This is a genomic window from Peribacillus sp. NJ11 (assembly GCF_030348405.1).
In the GTDB taxonomy this organism is placed as follows: Bacteria; Bacillota; Bacilli; order Bacillales; family DSM-1321; genus Peribacillus.
Window position 1 is genome coordinate 136,353 of sequence record NZ_JAUCFO010000002.1, and the last position, 15,771, is coordinate 152,123.

Here is a 15,771-nt window from a genome sequence, read left to right on the forward strand (position 1 = left end):
TCTTAAGCTAACGCCACCCTTAGTTAATTGTTCAGTGTTAGATTTCAAACAATTCTTTTTTCTCTTCTTTTGATAGACCCGTGAAGAACTTTTTATGTACTCTTAATTCTTTTTCTTTTTTAGGTAAGACTTTTTCAAACCAAGTTACAGCCATAGGAGTATGTTCTGGCTGAGCATTAACTTTTTCTAAAAACCATTCATATTCTTTCACAGTTTCATCAGTCAGAAGCGAAATATCTTTTTTTCTACTTTTATAATCAAGTTCAGCAAGTTCTTTTGCAGTGATATGACCATTAATTTTTTTTACTACTCCAATTTCAGAAGGCATACGCTCATCATCTATAGACACAAAGTAATATATATAGTTAGGTAATCTAAATAGCCCCTTTTTTGTATCCTTATTATTCGCAATATAAAGCCAATCTCCCTTATTAGCAAAACAATTAAAATCCGCATCCTTAATCGCAATTAACATTTTTTCATACTTTTTCATAACACAACACCTCCACTATAAAAAATATATAAGCCATACCAATATGTTCAATAAATAGATCAAGCGTTCCTTCTCTTATGGAACTAAACTGCCCCGTTAGTTCCATAAGAAAAAGCTGCCTTAAAGACAGCTCCAATCTTCAGCTAACGCACCCTTTAGTTCTATAAGAAAAACGATACCTCTTATTGAAGTATCGCACCCGTTAGCTGAAAAAGAGCTATCGGCTATCTAACAATATATTTAATTTAATTAATGATTCATTTATATCATTTCTTAATTGTTGTTCAGAAATTTCAAAGGAAGTCTCTTGTCCAGGAAGACACTCGTGCCAGTAACAATCTGCTGTCTCAAACACCCCATTCAGTATTTCAAAAAACGTCTCATCGAACTTATCATTCCACTTTATGAAATTTTTCATATAACGAGTTTGAAATTCATCTGCAGAAATCTTCCTCTCTAAAAAATCCACCAGTATATTCTTATATTTGTTTACAAACATTTTTATCCCCTCTCAATAGAGAATCCAAAGGTAAATTAGTGATATTATAACATTTCTTAATGAACTAAACTGCCCCGATAGTTGCATAAAGAAAAAGCTGTCTATAAGGCAGCTCCAATATTAAGCTAACGCACCCGTTAGCTTAATAAGGTGTTTTATATTTTTTATGCAAAGAATAGGTCTGTTATATGAGTCTTATAAGCTAGCAAACCCTTGCTACATCAAGGGTGTATAAAATCCTGAATAAACGATAAAAAACGACTAAGAGCCAAATCCCTGATACACATGGATTTGGCTTTTTTAGCTACTTCCTAAAATTCCATGTTATGTAAACTAAAAAATGTGTAATAAAAAAGAACCTTTAAAGCCCCTACTCTATTATTGCGCGGATACTGCATTACGTAAAAGTTAGGCAAATGCTCATAATATGCCTGGAACTATGCAGCCCGAACGGCAAGAAAATTCTGATTGGATTCCTCCCCATCCGGTTGTGAAATGCCATTCGCCCAGTCGTTTTCTACCTCTTGATCATCCATCGTTACAATAAACGGAAACGCTGCATGGGCAGCCTGTAAGTCTGGTGAAGTTTTATAAAGGGCATGTAGATACAGAAATCTGCAAGGGTTTCCGAGGTCTTTTTCTCATAGATATAGTTTCCAAGATGGAAAACAAAATCGAAGTCACCCTGTGCCATATCACGGTAGGCAACGTAACGGCCTCCCACCCAGAGTTGGCAAAAACGCAAACGAAAGACTGTTTAAATGTGTTCCTCATGCATGAGCCGTTTTGGTCCTTCCTACTGGACTTATCTCGTTTCCAGTTTTAAATCGATAATAATACTCCCATCCCGGTTTCAGGCCATATACTTCTGCGTGAACAGAATGAGCAAGCTCTGACATTGCTACCTCTGTTCCGTGTCTTACTACCTTATTAAACTTTTCATCTTCTGCCATTTCCTACTCGACACGAATACTTTTATCCATCATCCCACCTAAACCATCTCCAGCAGTAGGATCAGGAGCTAATCTTGTCCATAATACGACGCCATCTGGTAACGGATCAATGGATGCAACTCCTAGAGTAAATGGATATTCATTAAATGTGATAAAGCTTCTACATCCTTATTTGCCAATGAATTAGAGATTGTTAGCCCAATTGTTGTAGCTAAAGCTACTTTGGAAGATGTACCCAAAAAATTTCTGCTACTCAATTTTTTAGAATTAAATTCGTTCAACCATTTTTCGTACCTCAACTTTTACTCCCCCTAAGAAGATATGTAAGTTATTGTCGAACCTTGTCAAATAATCTGACATATTATATATAAATAACATGATTGGGAGAGGACATGACCAAATTTACGGAAACTATATACAAACTATAGATATTTAACAAAGTTGTAAATGAATTAACAAATACTGGATTTCAGTCAATATTTTGGACACTAAAAAGTTAAGTCTTAAGCTGTATTCCTAATTCGATCTTCAATGGCCTGTGGGGTTTGATAGCCCAAGCTGCTGTGAATTCTTTTTCGGTTATACCAACCTTCAATAAATTGGAACATCGCTAATTTAGCCGTTTGATAGTCTACCTATTGTACGTGGTTGACTTCTTCCTTTTAGTAGGGCATGAAAGGATTCAATATAAAATGTGTCCATGAAACTATACTAACTCCACTAGACAGTTTTTTTAGTATGTTTAGTTTCTCTAATGAATATTGAAAGGTTGTGTAGTTTTTTTACTAGTATTTAATTTTTGGGGTCAGATCACATTTCTTAAAGTAGTAGTAGTATCAGTATGTCCGAGATTTAGAGTTACTTGCGATTATCCTGAAGTATTAGTACCAGAACAACACCTTTAAATGAAGCATTACAATCTCCAGCTGCCATCTTTTTCTATGTTTCTAGAAACAATCGTTTTGTAAACAAAACGTGCTGAAAATTCTGATTTTTTACATTTTCATAACTTAGCCAAAAAATAATTTGGCATTGGAGATAAAGATATGAATAAGAAAACATTATTAGGCGCGGGCTTTGCTCTTGCCCTATTATTTAGTCCGTTTCACCAGGCGTGCGCTCCAGAAACAACTGGGGATTTAAGGAAAATGGACACCATAGCTCACCGCGGGGCATCAGGGTACGCACCAGAAAACACCATTGCTGCATTTGACAAAGCATTGGAAATGAAAGTAGACTATATTGAAATTGATGTTCAAAGAAGTAAAGATGGAGAACTGGTCGTGATGCATGATAACAAAGTTGATCGAACAACAGATGGTACTGGATATATTAAGGATTTGACTTTCGAACAGCTGAGAAGTCTGGATGCTGGTAGCTGGAAGGGAGAACAATTTACTGGAGAAAAAATCTCTACATTTGGAGAAGTTCTCGATCGATATCACGGGAAAATTGGTATTTTAATAGAATTAAAGTCCCCAGAGCTCTATCCAGGAATTGAAGAAAGCGTGGCCCAGGAATTAATAGAACGCAATCTTGATTACCCGCAAAATGAAAAAATCATCATCCAATCATTTAATTTTGAATCAATGAAAAAAATAGATGCTCTTCTTCCAAAGGTTCCCATCGGAGTACTGACATCTTCTAAAGCTCATACAACAGAGCAAGCATTAGAAGATTTTGCTACCTACGCTGATTACTTTAACCCGATCTATGGAATTGTTACGGAAGATTTAGTTAATCAAGTACACTCACACGGAATGAAAATTTCTTCATGGACAGTACGCAGCCATGAATCAGCTGAATTTCTTTTAAGCATGAATGTGGACGCAATCATTACAGACTTTCCAGATTATGTAGATCTAAGAAACTAAACTAACCTTTCATCCTTTTTAAGATTCATGCAATCATTTATTTATGGAAAAAGAGCTAGCTAGGGCTGCTGACAAACTAATAGGGTTTCAAAGAACCTGTATCGAAGTAAGTCTGAACTTACCCCGAACTCTGAACGTTTCATATCTGCCAGGAATGACTGGATATAGTGGTCATGGATACCCCTTTCCTTCCTGGATGGTGGAAATGAATGAGATTGCATTCGAAGACGGAACGTGAAGGAATCAATGTGGCTTAGCAAAATAAATGCCTTTCCTTAAGCTAACGCACCTGTTAGTTTACGAAGATTGATTATTTATTAATTAATTCATCATAATACTCTTTCGGATTGGAGATATTGTTCTCCATAAAAAATTTCGCCTGTTGTTTGAACATATCAATGTAAGAATCTCTATCCATACTTAAATCTCCCAGATCATCAACGTCTCCCTGGACTTGTACAGTATCTGCTTTTAAATCAATAACAACAGTCATATATGTTTTTTCTTTGTATGATACAGTGCCGATTACTTGTTGCTTCACTAAATCGACAAGAGGAAATTCGTGATGTACTCCTGTTGGTTTAAAAAGCGTATATCCTACATTATATTTACCTGTGTTATTATTCATTTTTTCACCTCACTAATAAGATTCTGTAAAAATACTGTATTTAAACCATTATTTCATATTGCTTGTTATTCTGCTAACCTGCCCCGTTAGTTCCATAAGAAAAAAAAGCTGCCGCAGCAACCCTTGTTATTGAAGTAAAGCACCCGTTAGCTTAATAACTATATTTTCTTTTTAAATCTTCAAGAATAAACTTTTTACTTCATAAGATAATCAATTAACAATTGAAGAGCTTCAGATAACATCCGATTATTAGCTTCAACAAAAGGAATTAAAAATAACGTTTACTTGTTTTTTATTTCTTTATCTGTAGTTTATTTAAGTCTACGGCTTGTAATGTTGGTTCTACTTTCTTTAGAATTTGCTCTTATCTCTCTTGATGGAAAAGAGTTTATTATGGGAACACTGATCCCTGATTTCTTCTTTTTAACTATTTATTGGATAGCTTCATTCTTATATTTCAAAAATACAAAAATTCCACTAATTATAAGTCTTGTCATATTTATTGTCCTTGTCATTTCTATTTTACCTAGACTTTACATTGCCCAAGAGTATCATATAATAGAAGATCGAGGTTTAAAGGATGACTACGCAGTAAGCTATCATACTTACAAAATCATTGGAGAAAAATACAGAGGAAATTCAGTTCAAGTATATAAAAAAGTCTTCCCTTTTACTTATAAACCTCAATCCGAATATAAAGACAGCACAGATCAAGCTGGCGATATTATGATGGAATTATATCGTAAAAATTACAAAATAAAAGACGGGAACACTTTGACTATTGGAGATTTCGAAATTCCTTTAAAATAAAAAAGACACCATATTTAATATGATGCCTTTTTCTATTAGATGGGGTAGCGACAGGAAAATGCGGATATACAACGTTAAGGGGTATCACCAACAATTTCAAATCAAAAAATCGATTTCCTGTGCATTAAGAAATCGATTTTTTATTTGTCTTAAAGAACTAATGCACCCGTTAGTTTAAGTGTATTAAATCACAAACTTAGCTGGTTTTGTTTAATAGAAGAGATTTGCTCATTGAATAAGAAAAAGGCTTTACTCTATATTGAAGTAAAGCCACACGTTGAACAAGTAAATTAGATTAGTACATAAATCAAAACTATAATTCCTATTAACATAACAAAAAGGGCACTCAAAAACCCATTATTTATTAAAGATTTCCATAAATTATTTTTCTCATTCTCATTAATTCTCATACAAAACCTCTTCCATTTTACTATTTTTTAATGAAGTAAGGCACCTGTTAGTTCATTAAGAAAAGCGATTCTTATTAAAGAATCGCGCCCTTTAGTTGAAGAAGTTACATGACCTTCTCTATTTCTTTTTTCTTAAATATGCCTACCAGTAGCATAATAAGTCCTATGATGAAACCTATTGGGAACAAGTACCACATAATCAAAGCTGCCCAACCATTCCCAACAATAAATGCGTATGTTAGCCCAACCGCAAAAGATAAGAATGGTGAAATTGCCAACATAAGAGCAATACCCCAAACAATGTGTTTTCTTTTTTTCGACTTACCTTTGCTAAGTTGATAAGCTACAAGTGCTCCTATAAATGCAATTCCATACCCTACGGCAAATGCCATCTTTTGTTACTCCCCTCTCTAAATTTCACAATCCCCATATATATAAGTACCTCTGCTGATTTAGATTGATGTATATCCCCCTGATTTTAACATAAATATCCAACCATCTTTAAGAAGTATCTTTAACAAAATGGCCCAATTGTTGAACAAAGGTCAAACAGCACTCTTCAACTATCCTGCCCCGTTAGTTGCATAAGAAAAGAGCTGCCTTAAAGACAGCTCCGATCTTCAGCTAACGCACCCGTTAGTTTTAGTACATTTCTTCACAATCATTAACCCATATATTTATTGAAAAGTTAAAAAGCATCCTGAGAATTTTGTAAACCCTTCTATAATAAGTGGAAATAGTCGATTCCATGTATGTAAAGGAATCGACTATTTCCAATTTTTAAATCAATATTTAATTTCAAAATCTTTAATTTTTGCAGTTGGCCTTAACACTTCTTCTGACTTGAATTTTTCTAATGATTCTTCATTTCTCACTTTTTTAGGCCAATCATGGTTAGCTAATGCTCCCTTGCCTAAAGCAATTACATCAGCTTCTCCTTTTTCAATAATATGTCTGGCTCTTTCGGGATTTTCTAATTGTCCATTGACTACTATGGGAAGTCTCCCGTATTTCTTTGCCAAAGCCGCAAGTGATGCTTCACTTGTATCGAATGCAGGTTTCCATGCTTCGTATTCCGTAACATGGATATAGTCAAGACCGGCGTTTCCTAATTGACCAAAGATGACTTTAGCATCTTGTTCTTTTCCTGCCCACTTGTGTGTGTAATCATTTACTTTCGCTTGTGATATTCTAATACCAATGGTGAAGTTCTTACCAACTGCTTCTCGAACTGCTTTAGAAACTTCTACTAATAAACGAACCCCATTTTCCGTAGAACCACCGTATTCATCTGTACGCTGATTTAAATAATCTGTAAGGAACTCATCAAGAAAATAACCATTTGCTCCATGAATTTCAATTCCATCAAATCCAACTGATTTAGCACGTTTTGCAGCATTAATAAAGCCGGTTACTACTTCAGTTATTTCGTCTTTTGTTGCATCTCTTGGAGTTTGGAAAGGTCCTTCCCCCAAATAAAATGTTAATTGTTCCCCTTTTGGTTGTACAGCAGAAGGAGCTATAGTTTCCTGATTAAACCGGTTTCCTTGAGAAAGGGAACCCGTATGCTGTAATTGCATAATAATTTTTGCCCCTGCTTGATGTACAGAGTCTACAACTTTCTTCCACGCTTGAGCTTGTTCATCATAAGCAATTCCAGGTTGATCCAAATATGTTTGACTATATTTGTCATCAATATAAGTTCCTTCTGTAATGACAAGCCCAAAACCACCTCGGGCAAAAGATGTGTAGTACGATACCATCTGATCAGTTACTAATCCTTCAGATGTTGCACTGATTCGAGTCATTGGTGCAACTCCTATACGATTATCTAGTGTTGTATTACCTAATTCTACAGTCTCAAATAACGTTTTTGTCTCTGGCATAGTCAAAACTCCTTCTTACACTGTTATTTATTGTGATACTCCCAAGTCGTAAAATTATCCTAATAAAGTATCTTAATTGTAATTCATCTCATTAGTTTAGTAAAATAGATATAAACGAACTGTTAGTTCAATAAAATTGAACTAAAGGAGGATATAAGTATTTATGGAGCTTCGTCACTTAATAACACTCAAAACAATTGTGGACAAAGGGGGATTTAAAAAAGCAGCTACACATCTTGGTTATGCCCAATCATCTGTAACAACACATATTAAAGAATTGGAGGAAGAGATAGGAAAGCCTTTGTTTGATCGGCTAGGAAAAAAAGTCGTGTTAACCCATTATGGACATCATTTTCTTTCTTATGCCGTTAAGATTATAGACCTTTATTCCCAAGCATTAAACACAAATGAAGAACCCACAGGTGATCTTACTATTGGTATATCGGAATCACTTACTATAGGTCGTATCCCTTCCATTCTTCTTAAGTATAAAAAGTCTTACCCGAAAGTTAACCTTTCACTTAAATCTATTGACAATTATGATGTTGCATCAAATCTTCAAAACGGGGATATTGACCTGGCTTTATTATTAGAAAAAGATGATTGGTCTATTCCGGATCTTCACTGTGAAAAATTGAAAAGAGAAAGAATGGTTTTGATAAGTCCGCCAGTACAAGAAGATATAAGAACCGTACTTTATACTGAGCGATCATGTAGTTATAAGTCTGTGTTCGAGCACTATATACAGTTTAAACAAATGGATGTTAAGGAAAGTCTAGACTTTCAAAGCATTGAAGCAATTAAGCAATGTGTCAGGAGTGGTTTAGGTATTTCGTTGGTTCCTTACTTTTCAGTTAAAGAAGAATTGGAGAGCAATAAACTACATGGTGAGCAAATTTCACCAGAACATCCTGGCATTTCTACATTTCTTGCGTACCATAAAGACAAATGGCTTTCACCCTCAATCATTAGCATGATTTCTTTAATAAGAGACAATGCAAAACATTGGGATTAATAATAAATAAATAAAAGGAAAAAAGACCATTCATACGACGGTTTCTTTTCCTTTTAATGAACTTCTTTATGCAACTATCCTGCCCCGATAGTTCCATAAGAAAAAGCTGCCTTAAAGACAGCTCCGAACTTTAGCTAACGCACCCGTTAGTTTAAGTACATCTCTTCACAAAATAAAAAAGGTTGCTTCAGCAACCTCCCTTATTGATGTAAAGCACGCGTTAGCTTAAAGATCAATTTAATGATATGAATTATTTACCTTGTTCCTTTTTCCAAGCGAAAACCCAGCAGCTAATAAAGATACTGTCGCTAAACTAACTCCAATAATCATAGAATAGTCAAAATAATTTTTAAGTGCCATACCACTAGAAATAGCTACAATAAACAAAAGTAAAAAGAAAACCGTATAATTCTTTTTCATAATTCCTCACCACCCTTTATCAATATTACCAAAAAAAAGCAAATGAATTGTTGAACTAACCTGCCCCGTTAGTTGCATAAAGAAAAAGCTGCCTTAAAGACAGCCCAGATCTTCAGCTAACGCACCTGTTTGTTCATTAAAAAGAGTTATTTAATTTCCACAATAATATTTCCAAACAGTTCTCCATCAACATAAGCATCTAAGTTCCATACACCAGCACTAGGAAATTTCATTGAGCTCGGAGTATGAGCATCAGCACTATTTAACTCAGAACCTAAAACTTTATCTTCAACGATGACTATCAGAAGATATATGGACAGGCACGGTCACCATTTAAAGACAAAGAAGCAACATAGAAGCATTTTTATTCATGAGGACAGCTTGGAGACTCTTCTCACGATCCGTGAGATGTATGAGAAAAATTACAATGTCCAACGAATAGAAACTGAACTTTCCAATCATGGATTCCTTACAACGATTGTTATTGAGGATGATGAGCAAAAAATAAATGCGATTGAAGTCCTTGAAAACCTACAAAAATCTAACAGCGTGTTACATGAGAAGATGAATAAACAGGAAGAATTTAACCTAGTGTTAATTGAACAATTGAAAAAACAACATGAGATAATAAATGCTTTAAAGCAGACAATAGAAACAGAAAAACAGGTTGCCGTCAGTGAAGAAGCCGAAAAACAAGTTGCAACCAGTGAAGAAGTAGAAGTAAAGGGAAAAAGTTGGTGGAATAAAATATTTTCAAAATAAAAAAACTGTCTAGCTAAAGACAGTTTTTTTGGAGAGGTTACTTCAAACTTAATGGGAAATTAACTAGTAAATAAGAGTAATCTGGCGAAAATAGAAGAACGCAATTTTAGATTATAGGAGTTCTTTGCCCCTTATTTCCCAACCACAAAAAACCTGAATTTGACCGATTTTGGCCGAATTTAGGGTTTTGCTATGTTGGTAGCTTCCCGTAAGGGACTTTATGTTAACTAATATCCTTTATGTTACTTTCGTTCATGACCTTGATCCATTAGAAAAGGGCCATTTTTACATTGGCCCTTTTCTAATTAATGCTTTATTCATTCATCCTTTTCTTATCTTTACTAGTAATGATGATTTCGTACGGATCGTCCTTTACTTTTTGCCAGATTTCCTCTGAATGGATGAAGTCTTCAATCATGATGTTAAGCTCCTTTGCTAGGTCAGCTGTTTTCAAATCAGTGCTTAGCAGATTCATGCGAATTTCAATCTGCATTTTTTCCCCGTCAATGCTTTTGTAACCAACACTGGAAACATAATATTTTTTATAGGTCATGAATTCATGTCCAATTCCCGTAACCGCATCAGACCAACGGCTGTAATGCTCTCTTTTAGCTAGATTAAAGGTTTTAGTTTTAACTTTAAAGGAATTATTCCCAGCAGTTTTTAATGCATCTTCCACTGCTTTTTGAATTTCAGCAATCTTCTCTTTGCTTTCAGTATTAGGGAATTCAAGTTCAATAGTTTCTGGGCTAGCTGATAAAGCATTTTCATATCCGTATGATTTCAGAACGGGATTAACAATTTCGAAAGCCTCGGTAATTTCCTTGTCCCTTTCTGCCTCCCTTTTATTCTGAGGGGGTTCAGCAACAAATTTCATTACCTTAACTGAATAGTCCTCTATCGTTTTTCCTTTATATGGTTCTCCATGCATAATTTTAAATGCTACCTTTTTGATTGCAGGCCTCATTTTCTTTATCTTTTCCTCAGGAGTATCGACGAAAATCCAGACTTCTCCTTCGCTTCCCCCCACAATCAGTGTTACTTCTTTCACTGGGTAGCCTTCTTTTTTCAATTCCTTTTTAATTGAGACATCAAGGCTTTCATCATGTCGATTATAAATCGCACTTAGTGGCGGGATTTTTGCGATCATTTTTGCCATCGTCGGTGATACGAATCCCGACCCCATAAATAGAACCAAACTAGCTGCTGCTGCAATCGTGAAGGCGGCAATCTTTTTACCAAAAGACCATTGCTTTCTCATACTCCGTTGAAAATGAGCCCATTCCTGATTCACTTGTTCTATTCTACTTTCAGCAAACTCTCCATCCCTATACCTTTTAGGAAGTTCCTTTGTAAACCTCTCGAGAGATATTGGGATTTGGAGCTGTTCCTCCAATGTCTGCTTATCTTCTTCCTTATATCTCATAAGATTTAACCTCCAGCAGATATTTATCGTTCTTTTGCATTATTTCTCCGAGTTTTTTTCTTCCCCGCGCCAGCCTCGTTTTGATCGTGTTACTATTTTCACCCAGAATGAGACTTATCTCTTTAATTGGCAGGTCTTCATAGTAATGAAGTAGAATGGGAACGCTTTGTTCTTTTGGAAGGTTCAAAATCAAATTAAGTATTTCCTTCATCGTTTCATTTTGAATTGCGCGGTTCTGGGCAGATTCCGAAATCATTTTCACTATTACTTCTGGGTGTTCTTCAATAGTAGAAGAATGAATACGAGTGCTTTTACGGTAAATATCAATAGCTCGAAAATATACAAGCCGATAAAACCAAGCCTTAAACTTTTGGATATTTTTATTTTTCATAATGCTAATGTAGCAATCTTCAAGTGCATTTTGCACCGCATCTTCAGCAAGATCCTTTGAACGGAGAATCAGGAAAGCCGTTTTATAGGCAGACGGCAATACTTCCTCCACGAGCAGACTGAATGCCTCCCCATCTCCTTTACGGATGCGATCCATTAAATTTTGTTCATTATTCAAGTGAGGGTCCCCTCTCTATACTGTGTTCAATAGTATGTCGTTTTTCAGGATATGTTTGGTTTCACTTTTTATAAAAAAAGTTGCAGACGCAGCCTAAAAATCTGTTTTATTAATAAGCAACAGATCTGAATTCATCCAATGTAACATAACCTTTAGAATCATACGTTCAAAAGGCCGCCAATTGGCGGCCTTCTTATGGCGCTAACGCACCCGTTAGTTGATTAAAGGTAATTAACTTCGGCGTATCGAACAGATAGTGTAAAGGGGAGATTATATGAGTAAACAAAAATGGAAACGATGGCGTTTCCCAACTTTATTACTAGGTGCTGTTGGAATATCTGGACTAGGGGATTTTGTATTTTTGGTAGCTATAAATTTATTAGTGTATCAAATGACAGAATCAGCAGCAGCTGTGGCTGGTCTGTGGATTGTTGGACCACTTGCTGCGATTTTCACGAGATTTTGGGCTGGGAGTATTATTGATCGTGCAAATCGCAAAAAGTTAATGATTAGGACGGACTTAATTCGGGCATTATTAATCGCCTTGGTGCCTTTTATGCCTTCCGTATGGGGGATATACATATTGTTGTGGTTTGTGAGCATGGCGAAAGCATTTTTTGCACCTGCATCGATTACTTATATTACGGAACTTGTTCCAGCTGAACAACGCAAACAATTTAATGCATTTTATTCCTTAACAAGTTCGGGTGCATTTATTGTGGGACCCGCGATCGCAGGGGTGCTTTTTGTCATGGGTTCAGTGGATATAGCCATCTTTTTAAATGCGATCTCTTTTTTAATATCAGCAATCTTGTTTTTATTTTTACCTAATCAACAGGAAGAAAAAACGTCATTTAAAAATCCATTGTCTTTTTCAGCTATTCGAGACGATGCAAAAACGGTGATTACTTTTGGAAAAAAAACACCCGTTTTTATGCTTATACTTGGTCTGTATTTAGGAACACTGTTCACAACATTTGCTATGGATACGCAAGAAGTTGTCTTTACTCAGCGAGTTATTGGGCTTTCAGAGCTCGATTATAGTATGCTCATCAGTATTACAGGCATCGGATCTATTTTAGGAGCATTGACGGTTGCGTCTTTTTCAAAAAAACTATCCATTCGTTTTCTCTTTGGTGGAGGACTTCTTCTAATGTCACTCGGTTACTTACTGTATGCCTTCAGTACATCGTTCACAATGATTACAATAGGGTTCGTCATATTGGGGTTTTTTAATTCTTTTGCTAACACTGGCTACAACACATTTTATCAATTTCATGTTCCGATTGAAATTATGGGGAGGGTGACTAGCTTTTATGGACTTATCCAAAGTGCTGGGCAAATCCTTTTGGTAATAGTCGTTGGTATCGTAGCCGATATTTTCCCACTACGATTTACAATTATTATATTATCTCTGGTGAATTTTTTCTCTATTATTGGCTTGATCGTACTAATGAAACATCGTATCTATAAGTCGATTTTTAGTGAAGTAGAGAACAATCAAAAAATGCATACGTAAAAAATGCTATATACTCTTATGCAGCTAACCTGCCCCTTTAGTGCCATAAGAAAACGGTTGCCTCAGCAACCTTTCTTATTGAAGAAAAGGCCTGTTAGTTGAAGAAGGGAAATTAACTCAATTAAATTCAGGGTCCGAATCAATGAAGTGATGGATATAATTCAACTTGCAAAGGAAACATAACAATAGAAGTTTCAATAAGGAGGAGTTATAATGAAACAATTTTATTTAGTTCCAATAAAATATTTTTTAGTATGCTTAGTTGCTGGGTTACTTTTTTTCTTTAATGAGTCATTTGTTCAAGCACAAGAAGAAAATCCAAAAGATAAAATCGTTAACCTAAAAGAAGGAGAAACGCTGAATATAAAAAACACAGAATTATCAAGAGAACAGGATAAAGTTTGGGAACAGTTAAATAACACTGATTTTGCCAATAAAGTTGATCAAAAGTTAAAAGAACATGGTTATAAAAGATATTCTCATACAGGTGAGTTCGATGTGAACTATCAAATAATTGACTTAGAAGTTCAGAAAAAACCTGGAGAAAGTCAGGTTGAAACAATAAAAAATATTGGAGAAATTGTAAGCCAGTTAGCAAAAGAAAATAACGTTGTTCCAACTATTGCAAGAGTAACATTTCACAAACAATAGTTATTAGCTGTTGAAGGGTTCCCAAACCAACAAAAACAGTACCAGAAATGGTACTTTCTTTGATCGTTAATGAACCCTTCTGCAACTAACCTGCCCCGATAGTTCCATAAGAAAAAGAGCTGCCGAAGCAACTCCCTTATTGAAGTAAAGCACCCGTTAGTTGATTAAGACATACATGTATTGACCGTTTCTTGGGGATAGAATTTAACAAATCGATGCTACACCTTTCCAACTAAAAACAAATGTTAACTGCTGCATTCGTCACTGCTTTCATCATGGTGATGGTCATGATGATCCTCTAAATGTAAACTTGCAGATACTCCTGCGTGATCGGATGGCCAAAGCCCTGTATTTGTTCGGTCATTCTGGGATTCTCCAACTATTTCTACTTCAAGTGGTTCCCAGCCGTTTTTAAATAAAATATAATCGAATCTTTCAATCAGCGTAGAAATCGCATTTAAAAGATCAGGTTTCTGTTCATGGGTAAACCCTGGTCCTTCACCCACTTTATTCCAAGTATCTTTAAATCCTGCAGTAATAAACAAATTATAAGTGCTGCTATTAGGAGGGGCATTCAAATCTCCCGTAATAACAACTGGTAAACTTGTTTTTGCAGGTCCTTGAATAATTTCAAGTGCTTGGGCATTCCGTATGGCTTCAACACTTGGATCCAAACGTGTATTTATCATTCTGAAAACTTGTCCATCAATCTTAACATCTATAGAAGACCATCCTCGGAGTATTGTAAAAGGTTGTCCTGCTATGGTTGCAGTTAGATTGGTTTTGAATTTAGCTTCCTGCTTTCTTATTACATCCAATTTATGGTCTTTACGAATCAGGATTGCATCCCTTTCCAAAAATTGAATTAAGTTTTCATTGCTGTCTGGAAGTTCCGCCTCTGCATTATTATTACGAGCCGCAACTTCATATTTCAAACCTCGTTCCTCTAACGCTTCTAATAATATCTCTATAAAGTCATAGGTTACGGTTCTGAAAGTGGGAATAATTAGATTCACCCGCACTGCTTCTTGCAAACCGATAAGATCAGGTTTTTCCGAAGCGATAGCTTTAGCAATTGCCTTGGCACGAACAGGAAAATTCGTCGCAAGAAATTGCCTAAAGACTTGTGTTACAACTTGAGGGAGTTGCGCTGGGGTTAGGGACGGATTAAACAATGGTAAAACATCAAAACCTTGATAAATATTCCATGTTAGGAACGAAACATCCAGTTTGCTTCTTGAATTCATTTACACTTCACTCCAATCAATATCTACTAGTAGTAGATTAAATTGATGGAGAATTGAAACGGCAGTTATACTATTACTTAGATAAATTTGGCGTTAAATTAGGTTTCTCATTGCACCATTTATTTCATGAGGCTGGAAGGCATTACGGTTAAATGTTTGAGTTGTTATAATCCGAACTTCTTTTTGATACATCAAAAAAGATTTGACCTTTGAAATGATTATTTTCTTCAACTATCCTGCCCCGATAGTTCCATAAGAAAAAGAGCTGCCAAAGCAACCCTCTTATTGAAGTAAAGCACCCGTTAGTTTAAGTAGAAACCTTCACAATCTCTTCTAAGCTTTAACATAATCCTATCCCTAAAATGTGTTGTTCTAGAATCAGGTGCAATACAAAAAGACGCCTTCTTGTAGCTTTGAAATAAAGTTTAATCAAAAGCACCTCACAAACCGGTATTTTACGATAAATAAAAAGAATCCATTTTGAAAAAAGATTGATCAATATGGATTCTTATCTAGTAGATTTAAATCTTGTTTTTATAAAAAAGTTTGATCATTTCTGTGATCCTTATTCCATTAAAGCGCCCGATTGCTGAATAAGAAAAGCACATTT

Annotated in this window: 18 protein-coding genes and 2 pseudogenes; 6 read left to right on the plus strand and 14 right to left on the minus strand. The window is 35.4% G+C overall.

From position 1 onward, the window contains the following. Positions 1 to 37: 37 nt before the first annotated feature. From QUF86_RS27420 to QUF86_RS27435, 7 genes and pseudogenes are all read right to left on the minus strand, one after another. The gene (locus tag QUF86_RS27420; RefSeq protein WP_289336382.1) at positions 38 to 493 is read right to left on the minus strand and encodes a hypothetical protein; all 456 of its coding nucleotides are present in this window, start codon (positions 491 to 493) and stop codon (positions 38 to 40) included. 217 nt (positions 494 to 710) lie between these two features. Further along, complete coding sequence (locus QUF86_RS27425) at positions 711 to 992, minus strand: colicin immunity domain-containing protein (RefSeq protein WP_289336383.1); 282 nt, start codon at positions 990 to 992, stop codon at positions 711 to 713. A gap of 437 nt (positions 993 to 1,429) precedes the next feature. Further along, entirely contained in the window at positions 1,430 to 1,603 is a 174-nt protein-coding gene (locus QUF86_RS28800) for an alkaline phosphatase D family protein (protein ID WP_353957719.1), read from the minus strand. Then, positions 1,531 to 1,716, minus strand: coding sequence for an alkaline phosphatase D family protein (locus QUF86_RS28805; RefSeq protein WP_353957720.1), 186 nt, complete (start codon positions 1,714 to 1,716; stop codon positions 1,531 to 1,533). Before QUF86_RS28805 ends, QUF86_RS28800 begins: the two co-directional genes overlap by 73 nt. A gap of 46 nt (positions 1,717 to 1,762) precedes the next feature. Beyond that, a pseudogene (locus QUF86_RS28810) lies at positions 1,763 to 2,098 on the minus strand (PhoD-like phosphatase N-terminal domain-containing protein). After that, complete coding sequence (locus QUF86_RS27430; RefSeq protein WP_289336384.1) at positions 2,068 to 2,244, minus strand: hypothetical protein; 177 nt, start codon at positions 2,242 to 2,244, stop codon at positions 2,068 to 2,070. Before QUF86_RS27430 ends, QUF86_RS28810 begins: the two are co-directional and overlap by 31 nt. A 204-nt stretch (positions 2,245 to 2,448) precedes the next feature. After that, positions 2,449 to 2,644: pseudogene (locus QUF86_RS27435) on the minus strand (integrase core domain-containing protein); the annotation flags it as partial. A gap of 347 nt (positions 2,645 to 2,991) precedes the next feature. On the opposite strand from QUF86_RS27435, the gene QUF86_RS27440 reads away from it, so the two are divergent. Further along, the gene (locus QUF86_RS27440; protein WP_289336385.1) at positions 2,992 to 3,819 is read left to right on the plus strand and encodes a glycerophosphodiester phosphodiesterase; all 828 of its coding nucleotides are present in this window, start codon (positions 2,992 to 2,994) and stop codon (positions 3,817 to 3,819) included. Positions 3,820 to 4,129: 310 nt separating this feature from the next. On the opposite strand, the gene QUF86_RS27445 is transcribed toward QUF86_RS27440, so the two are convergent. Beyond that, positions 4,130 to 4,447, minus strand: a complete 318-nt coding sequence (locus QUF86_RS27445) for a hypothetical protein (RefSeq protein ID WP_289336386.1) — start codon at positions 4,445 to 4,447, stop codon at positions 4,130 to 4,132. Positions 4,448 to 4,840: 393 nt separating this feature from the next. Between QUF86_RS27445 and QUF86_RS27450 the strand changes: the two genes are divergently transcribed. Beyond that, on the plus strand, positions 4,841 to 5,257 hold the full coding sequence (locus QUF86_RS27450) for a hypothetical protein (RefSeq protein WP_289336387.1): 417 nt from the start codon (positions 4,841 to 4,843) through the stop codon (positions 5,255 to 5,257). A gap of 514 nt (positions 5,258 to 5,771) precedes the next feature. Here the strand turns inward: QUF86_RS27450 and QUF86_RS27455 are convergent. After that, positions 5,772 to 6,059 carry a hypothetical protein gene (locus QUF86_RS27455; RefSeq protein WP_289336388.1) on the minus strand — a complete coding sequence of 96 codons (288 nt, stop codon included), beginning with the start codon at positions 6,057 to 6,059 and terminating at the stop codon, positions 5,772 to 5,774. A gap of 393 nt (positions 6,060 to 6,452) precedes the next feature. After that, on the minus strand, positions 6,453 to 7,553 hold the full coding sequence (locus QUF86_RS27460) for an oxidoreductase (protein ID WP_289336389.1): 1,101 nt from the start codon (positions 7,551 to 7,553) through the stop codon (positions 6,453 to 6,455). A gap of 163 nt (positions 7,554 to 7,716) precedes the next feature. On the opposite strand from QUF86_RS27460, the gene QUF86_RS27465 reads away from it, so the two are divergent. After that, positions 7,717 to 8,568, plus strand: a complete 852-nt coding sequence (locus tag QUF86_RS27465) for a LysR family transcriptional regulator (protein WP_289336390.1) — start codon at positions 7,717 to 7,719, stop codon at positions 8,566 to 8,568. A gap of 237 nt (positions 8,569 to 8,805) precedes the next feature. Here QUF86_RS27465 and QUF86_RS27470 read toward each other — a convergent pair whose 3' ends face one another. Continuing rightward, positions 8,806 to 8,988 carry a hypothetical protein gene (locus QUF86_RS27470; RefSeq protein ID WP_289336391.1) on the minus strand — a complete coding sequence of 61 codons (183 nt, stop codon included), beginning with the start codon at positions 8,986 to 8,988 and terminating at the stop codon, positions 8,806 to 8,808. A 408-nt stretch (positions 8,989 to 9,396) separates the two neighbouring features. Here QUF86_RS27470 and QUF86_RS27475 point away from each other — a divergent pair, with 408 nt between their 5' ends. After that, complete coding sequence (locus tag QUF86_RS27475) at positions 9,397 to 9,750, plus strand: hypothetical protein (protein ID WP_289336392.1); 354 nt, start codon at positions 9,397 to 9,399, stop codon at positions 9,748 to 9,750. 313 nt (positions 9,751 to 10,063) lie between these two features. Here the strand turns inward: QUF86_RS27475 and QUF86_RS27480 are convergent, their stop codons facing one another. Both QUF86_RS27480 and QUF86_RS27485 read right to left on the minus strand, forming a co-directional pair. Further along, the gene (locus QUF86_RS27480; protein WP_289336393.1) at positions 10,064 to 11,176 is read right to left on the minus strand and encodes a DUF4179 domain-containing protein; all 1,113 of its coding nucleotides are present in this window, start codon (positions 11,174 to 11,176) and stop codon (positions 10,064 to 10,066) included. Next, on the minus strand, positions 11,166 to 11,744 hold the full coding sequence (locus QUF86_RS27485) for an RNA polymerase sigma factor (RefSeq protein ID WP_289336394.1): 579 nt from the start codon (positions 11,742 to 11,744) through the stop codon (positions 11,166 to 11,168). The genes QUF86_RS27480 and QUF86_RS27485 overlap by 11 nt, the downstream gene beginning before the upstream one ends. Positions 11,745 to 12,018: 274 nt before the next feature. Here QUF86_RS27485 and QUF86_RS27490 point away from each other — a divergent pair, with 274 nt between their 5' ends. Then, complete coding sequence (locus QUF86_RS27490) at positions 12,019 to 13,263, plus strand: MFS transporter (protein ID WP_289336395.1); 1,245 nt, start codon at positions 12,019 to 12,021, stop codon at positions 13,261 to 13,263. Positions 13,264 to 13,476: 213 nt separating this feature from the next. After that, positions 13,477 to 13,914 carry a hypothetical protein gene (locus QUF86_RS27495; RefSeq protein WP_289336396.1) on the plus strand — a complete coding sequence of 146 codons (438 nt, stop codon included), beginning with the start codon at positions 13,477 to 13,479 and terminating at the stop codon, positions 13,912 to 13,914. A gap of 245 nt (positions 13,915 to 14,159) precedes the next feature. On the opposite strand, the gene QUF86_RS27500 is transcribed toward QUF86_RS27495, so the two are convergent. Beyond that, positions 14,160 to 15,161, minus strand: coding sequence for an endonuclease/exonuclease/phosphatase family protein (locus tag QUF86_RS27500; RefSeq protein ID WP_289336397.1), 1,002 nt, complete (start codon positions 15,159 to 15,161; stop codon positions 14,160 to 14,162). Positions 15,162 to 15,771 lie beyond the last annotated feature (610 nt).

Coding starts and splice junctions, on each gene's coding strand:
- QUF86_RS27420 (WP_289336382.1), bottom strand. CDS start 493: ATGAAAAAGTATGAAAAAATGTTAATTGCGATTAAGGATGCGGATTTT.
- QUF86_RS27425 (WP_289336383.1), bottom strand. CDS start 992: ATGTTTGTAAACAAATATAAGAATATACTGGTGGATTTTTTAGAGAGG.
- QUF86_RS27440 (WP_289336385.1), top strand. CDS start 2,992: ATGAATAAGAAAACATTATTAGGCGCGGGCTTTGCTCTTGCCCTATTA.
- QUF86_RS27445 (WP_289336386.1), bottom strand. CDS start 4,447: ATGAATAATAACACAGGTAAATATAATGTAGGATATACGCTTTTTAAA.
- QUF86_RS27450 (WP_289336387.1), top strand. CDS start 4,841: ATGGGAACACTGATCCCTGATTTCTTCTTTTTAACTATTTATTGGATA.
- QUF86_RS27455 (WP_289336388.1), bottom strand. CDS start 6,059: ATGGCATTTGCCGTAGGGTATGGAATTGCATTTATAGGAGCACTTGTA.
- QUF86_RS27460 (WP_289336389.1), bottom strand. CDS start 7,553: ATGCCAGAGACAAAAACGTTATTTGAGACTGTAGAATTAGGTAATACA.
- QUF86_RS27465 (WP_289336390.1), top strand. CDS start 7,717: ATGGAGCTTCGTCACTTAATAACACTCAAAACAATTGTGGACAAAGGG.
- QUF86_RS27470 (WP_289336391.1), bottom strand. CDS start 8,988: ATGAAAAAGAATTATACGGTTTTCTTTTTACTTTTGTTTATTGTAGCT.
- QUF86_RS27475 (WP_289336392.1), top strand. CDS start 9,397: ATGTATGAGAAAAATTACAATGTCCAACGAATAGAAACTGAACTTTCC.
- QUF86_RS27480 (WP_289336393.1), bottom strand. CDS start 11,176: ATGAGATATAAGGAAGAAGATAAGCAGACATTGGAGGAACAGCTCCAA.
- QUF86_RS27490 (WP_289336395.1), top strand. CDS start 12,019: ATGAGTAAACAAAAATGGAAACGATGGCGTTTCCCAACTTTATTACTA.
- QUF86_RS27495 (WP_289336396.1), top strand. CDS start 13,477: ATGAAACAATTTTATTTAGTTCCAATAAAATATTTTTTAGTATGCTTA.
- QUF86_RS27500 (WP_289336397.1), bottom strand. CDS start 15,161: ATGAATTCAAGAAGCAAACTGGATGTTTCGTTCCTAACATGGAATATT.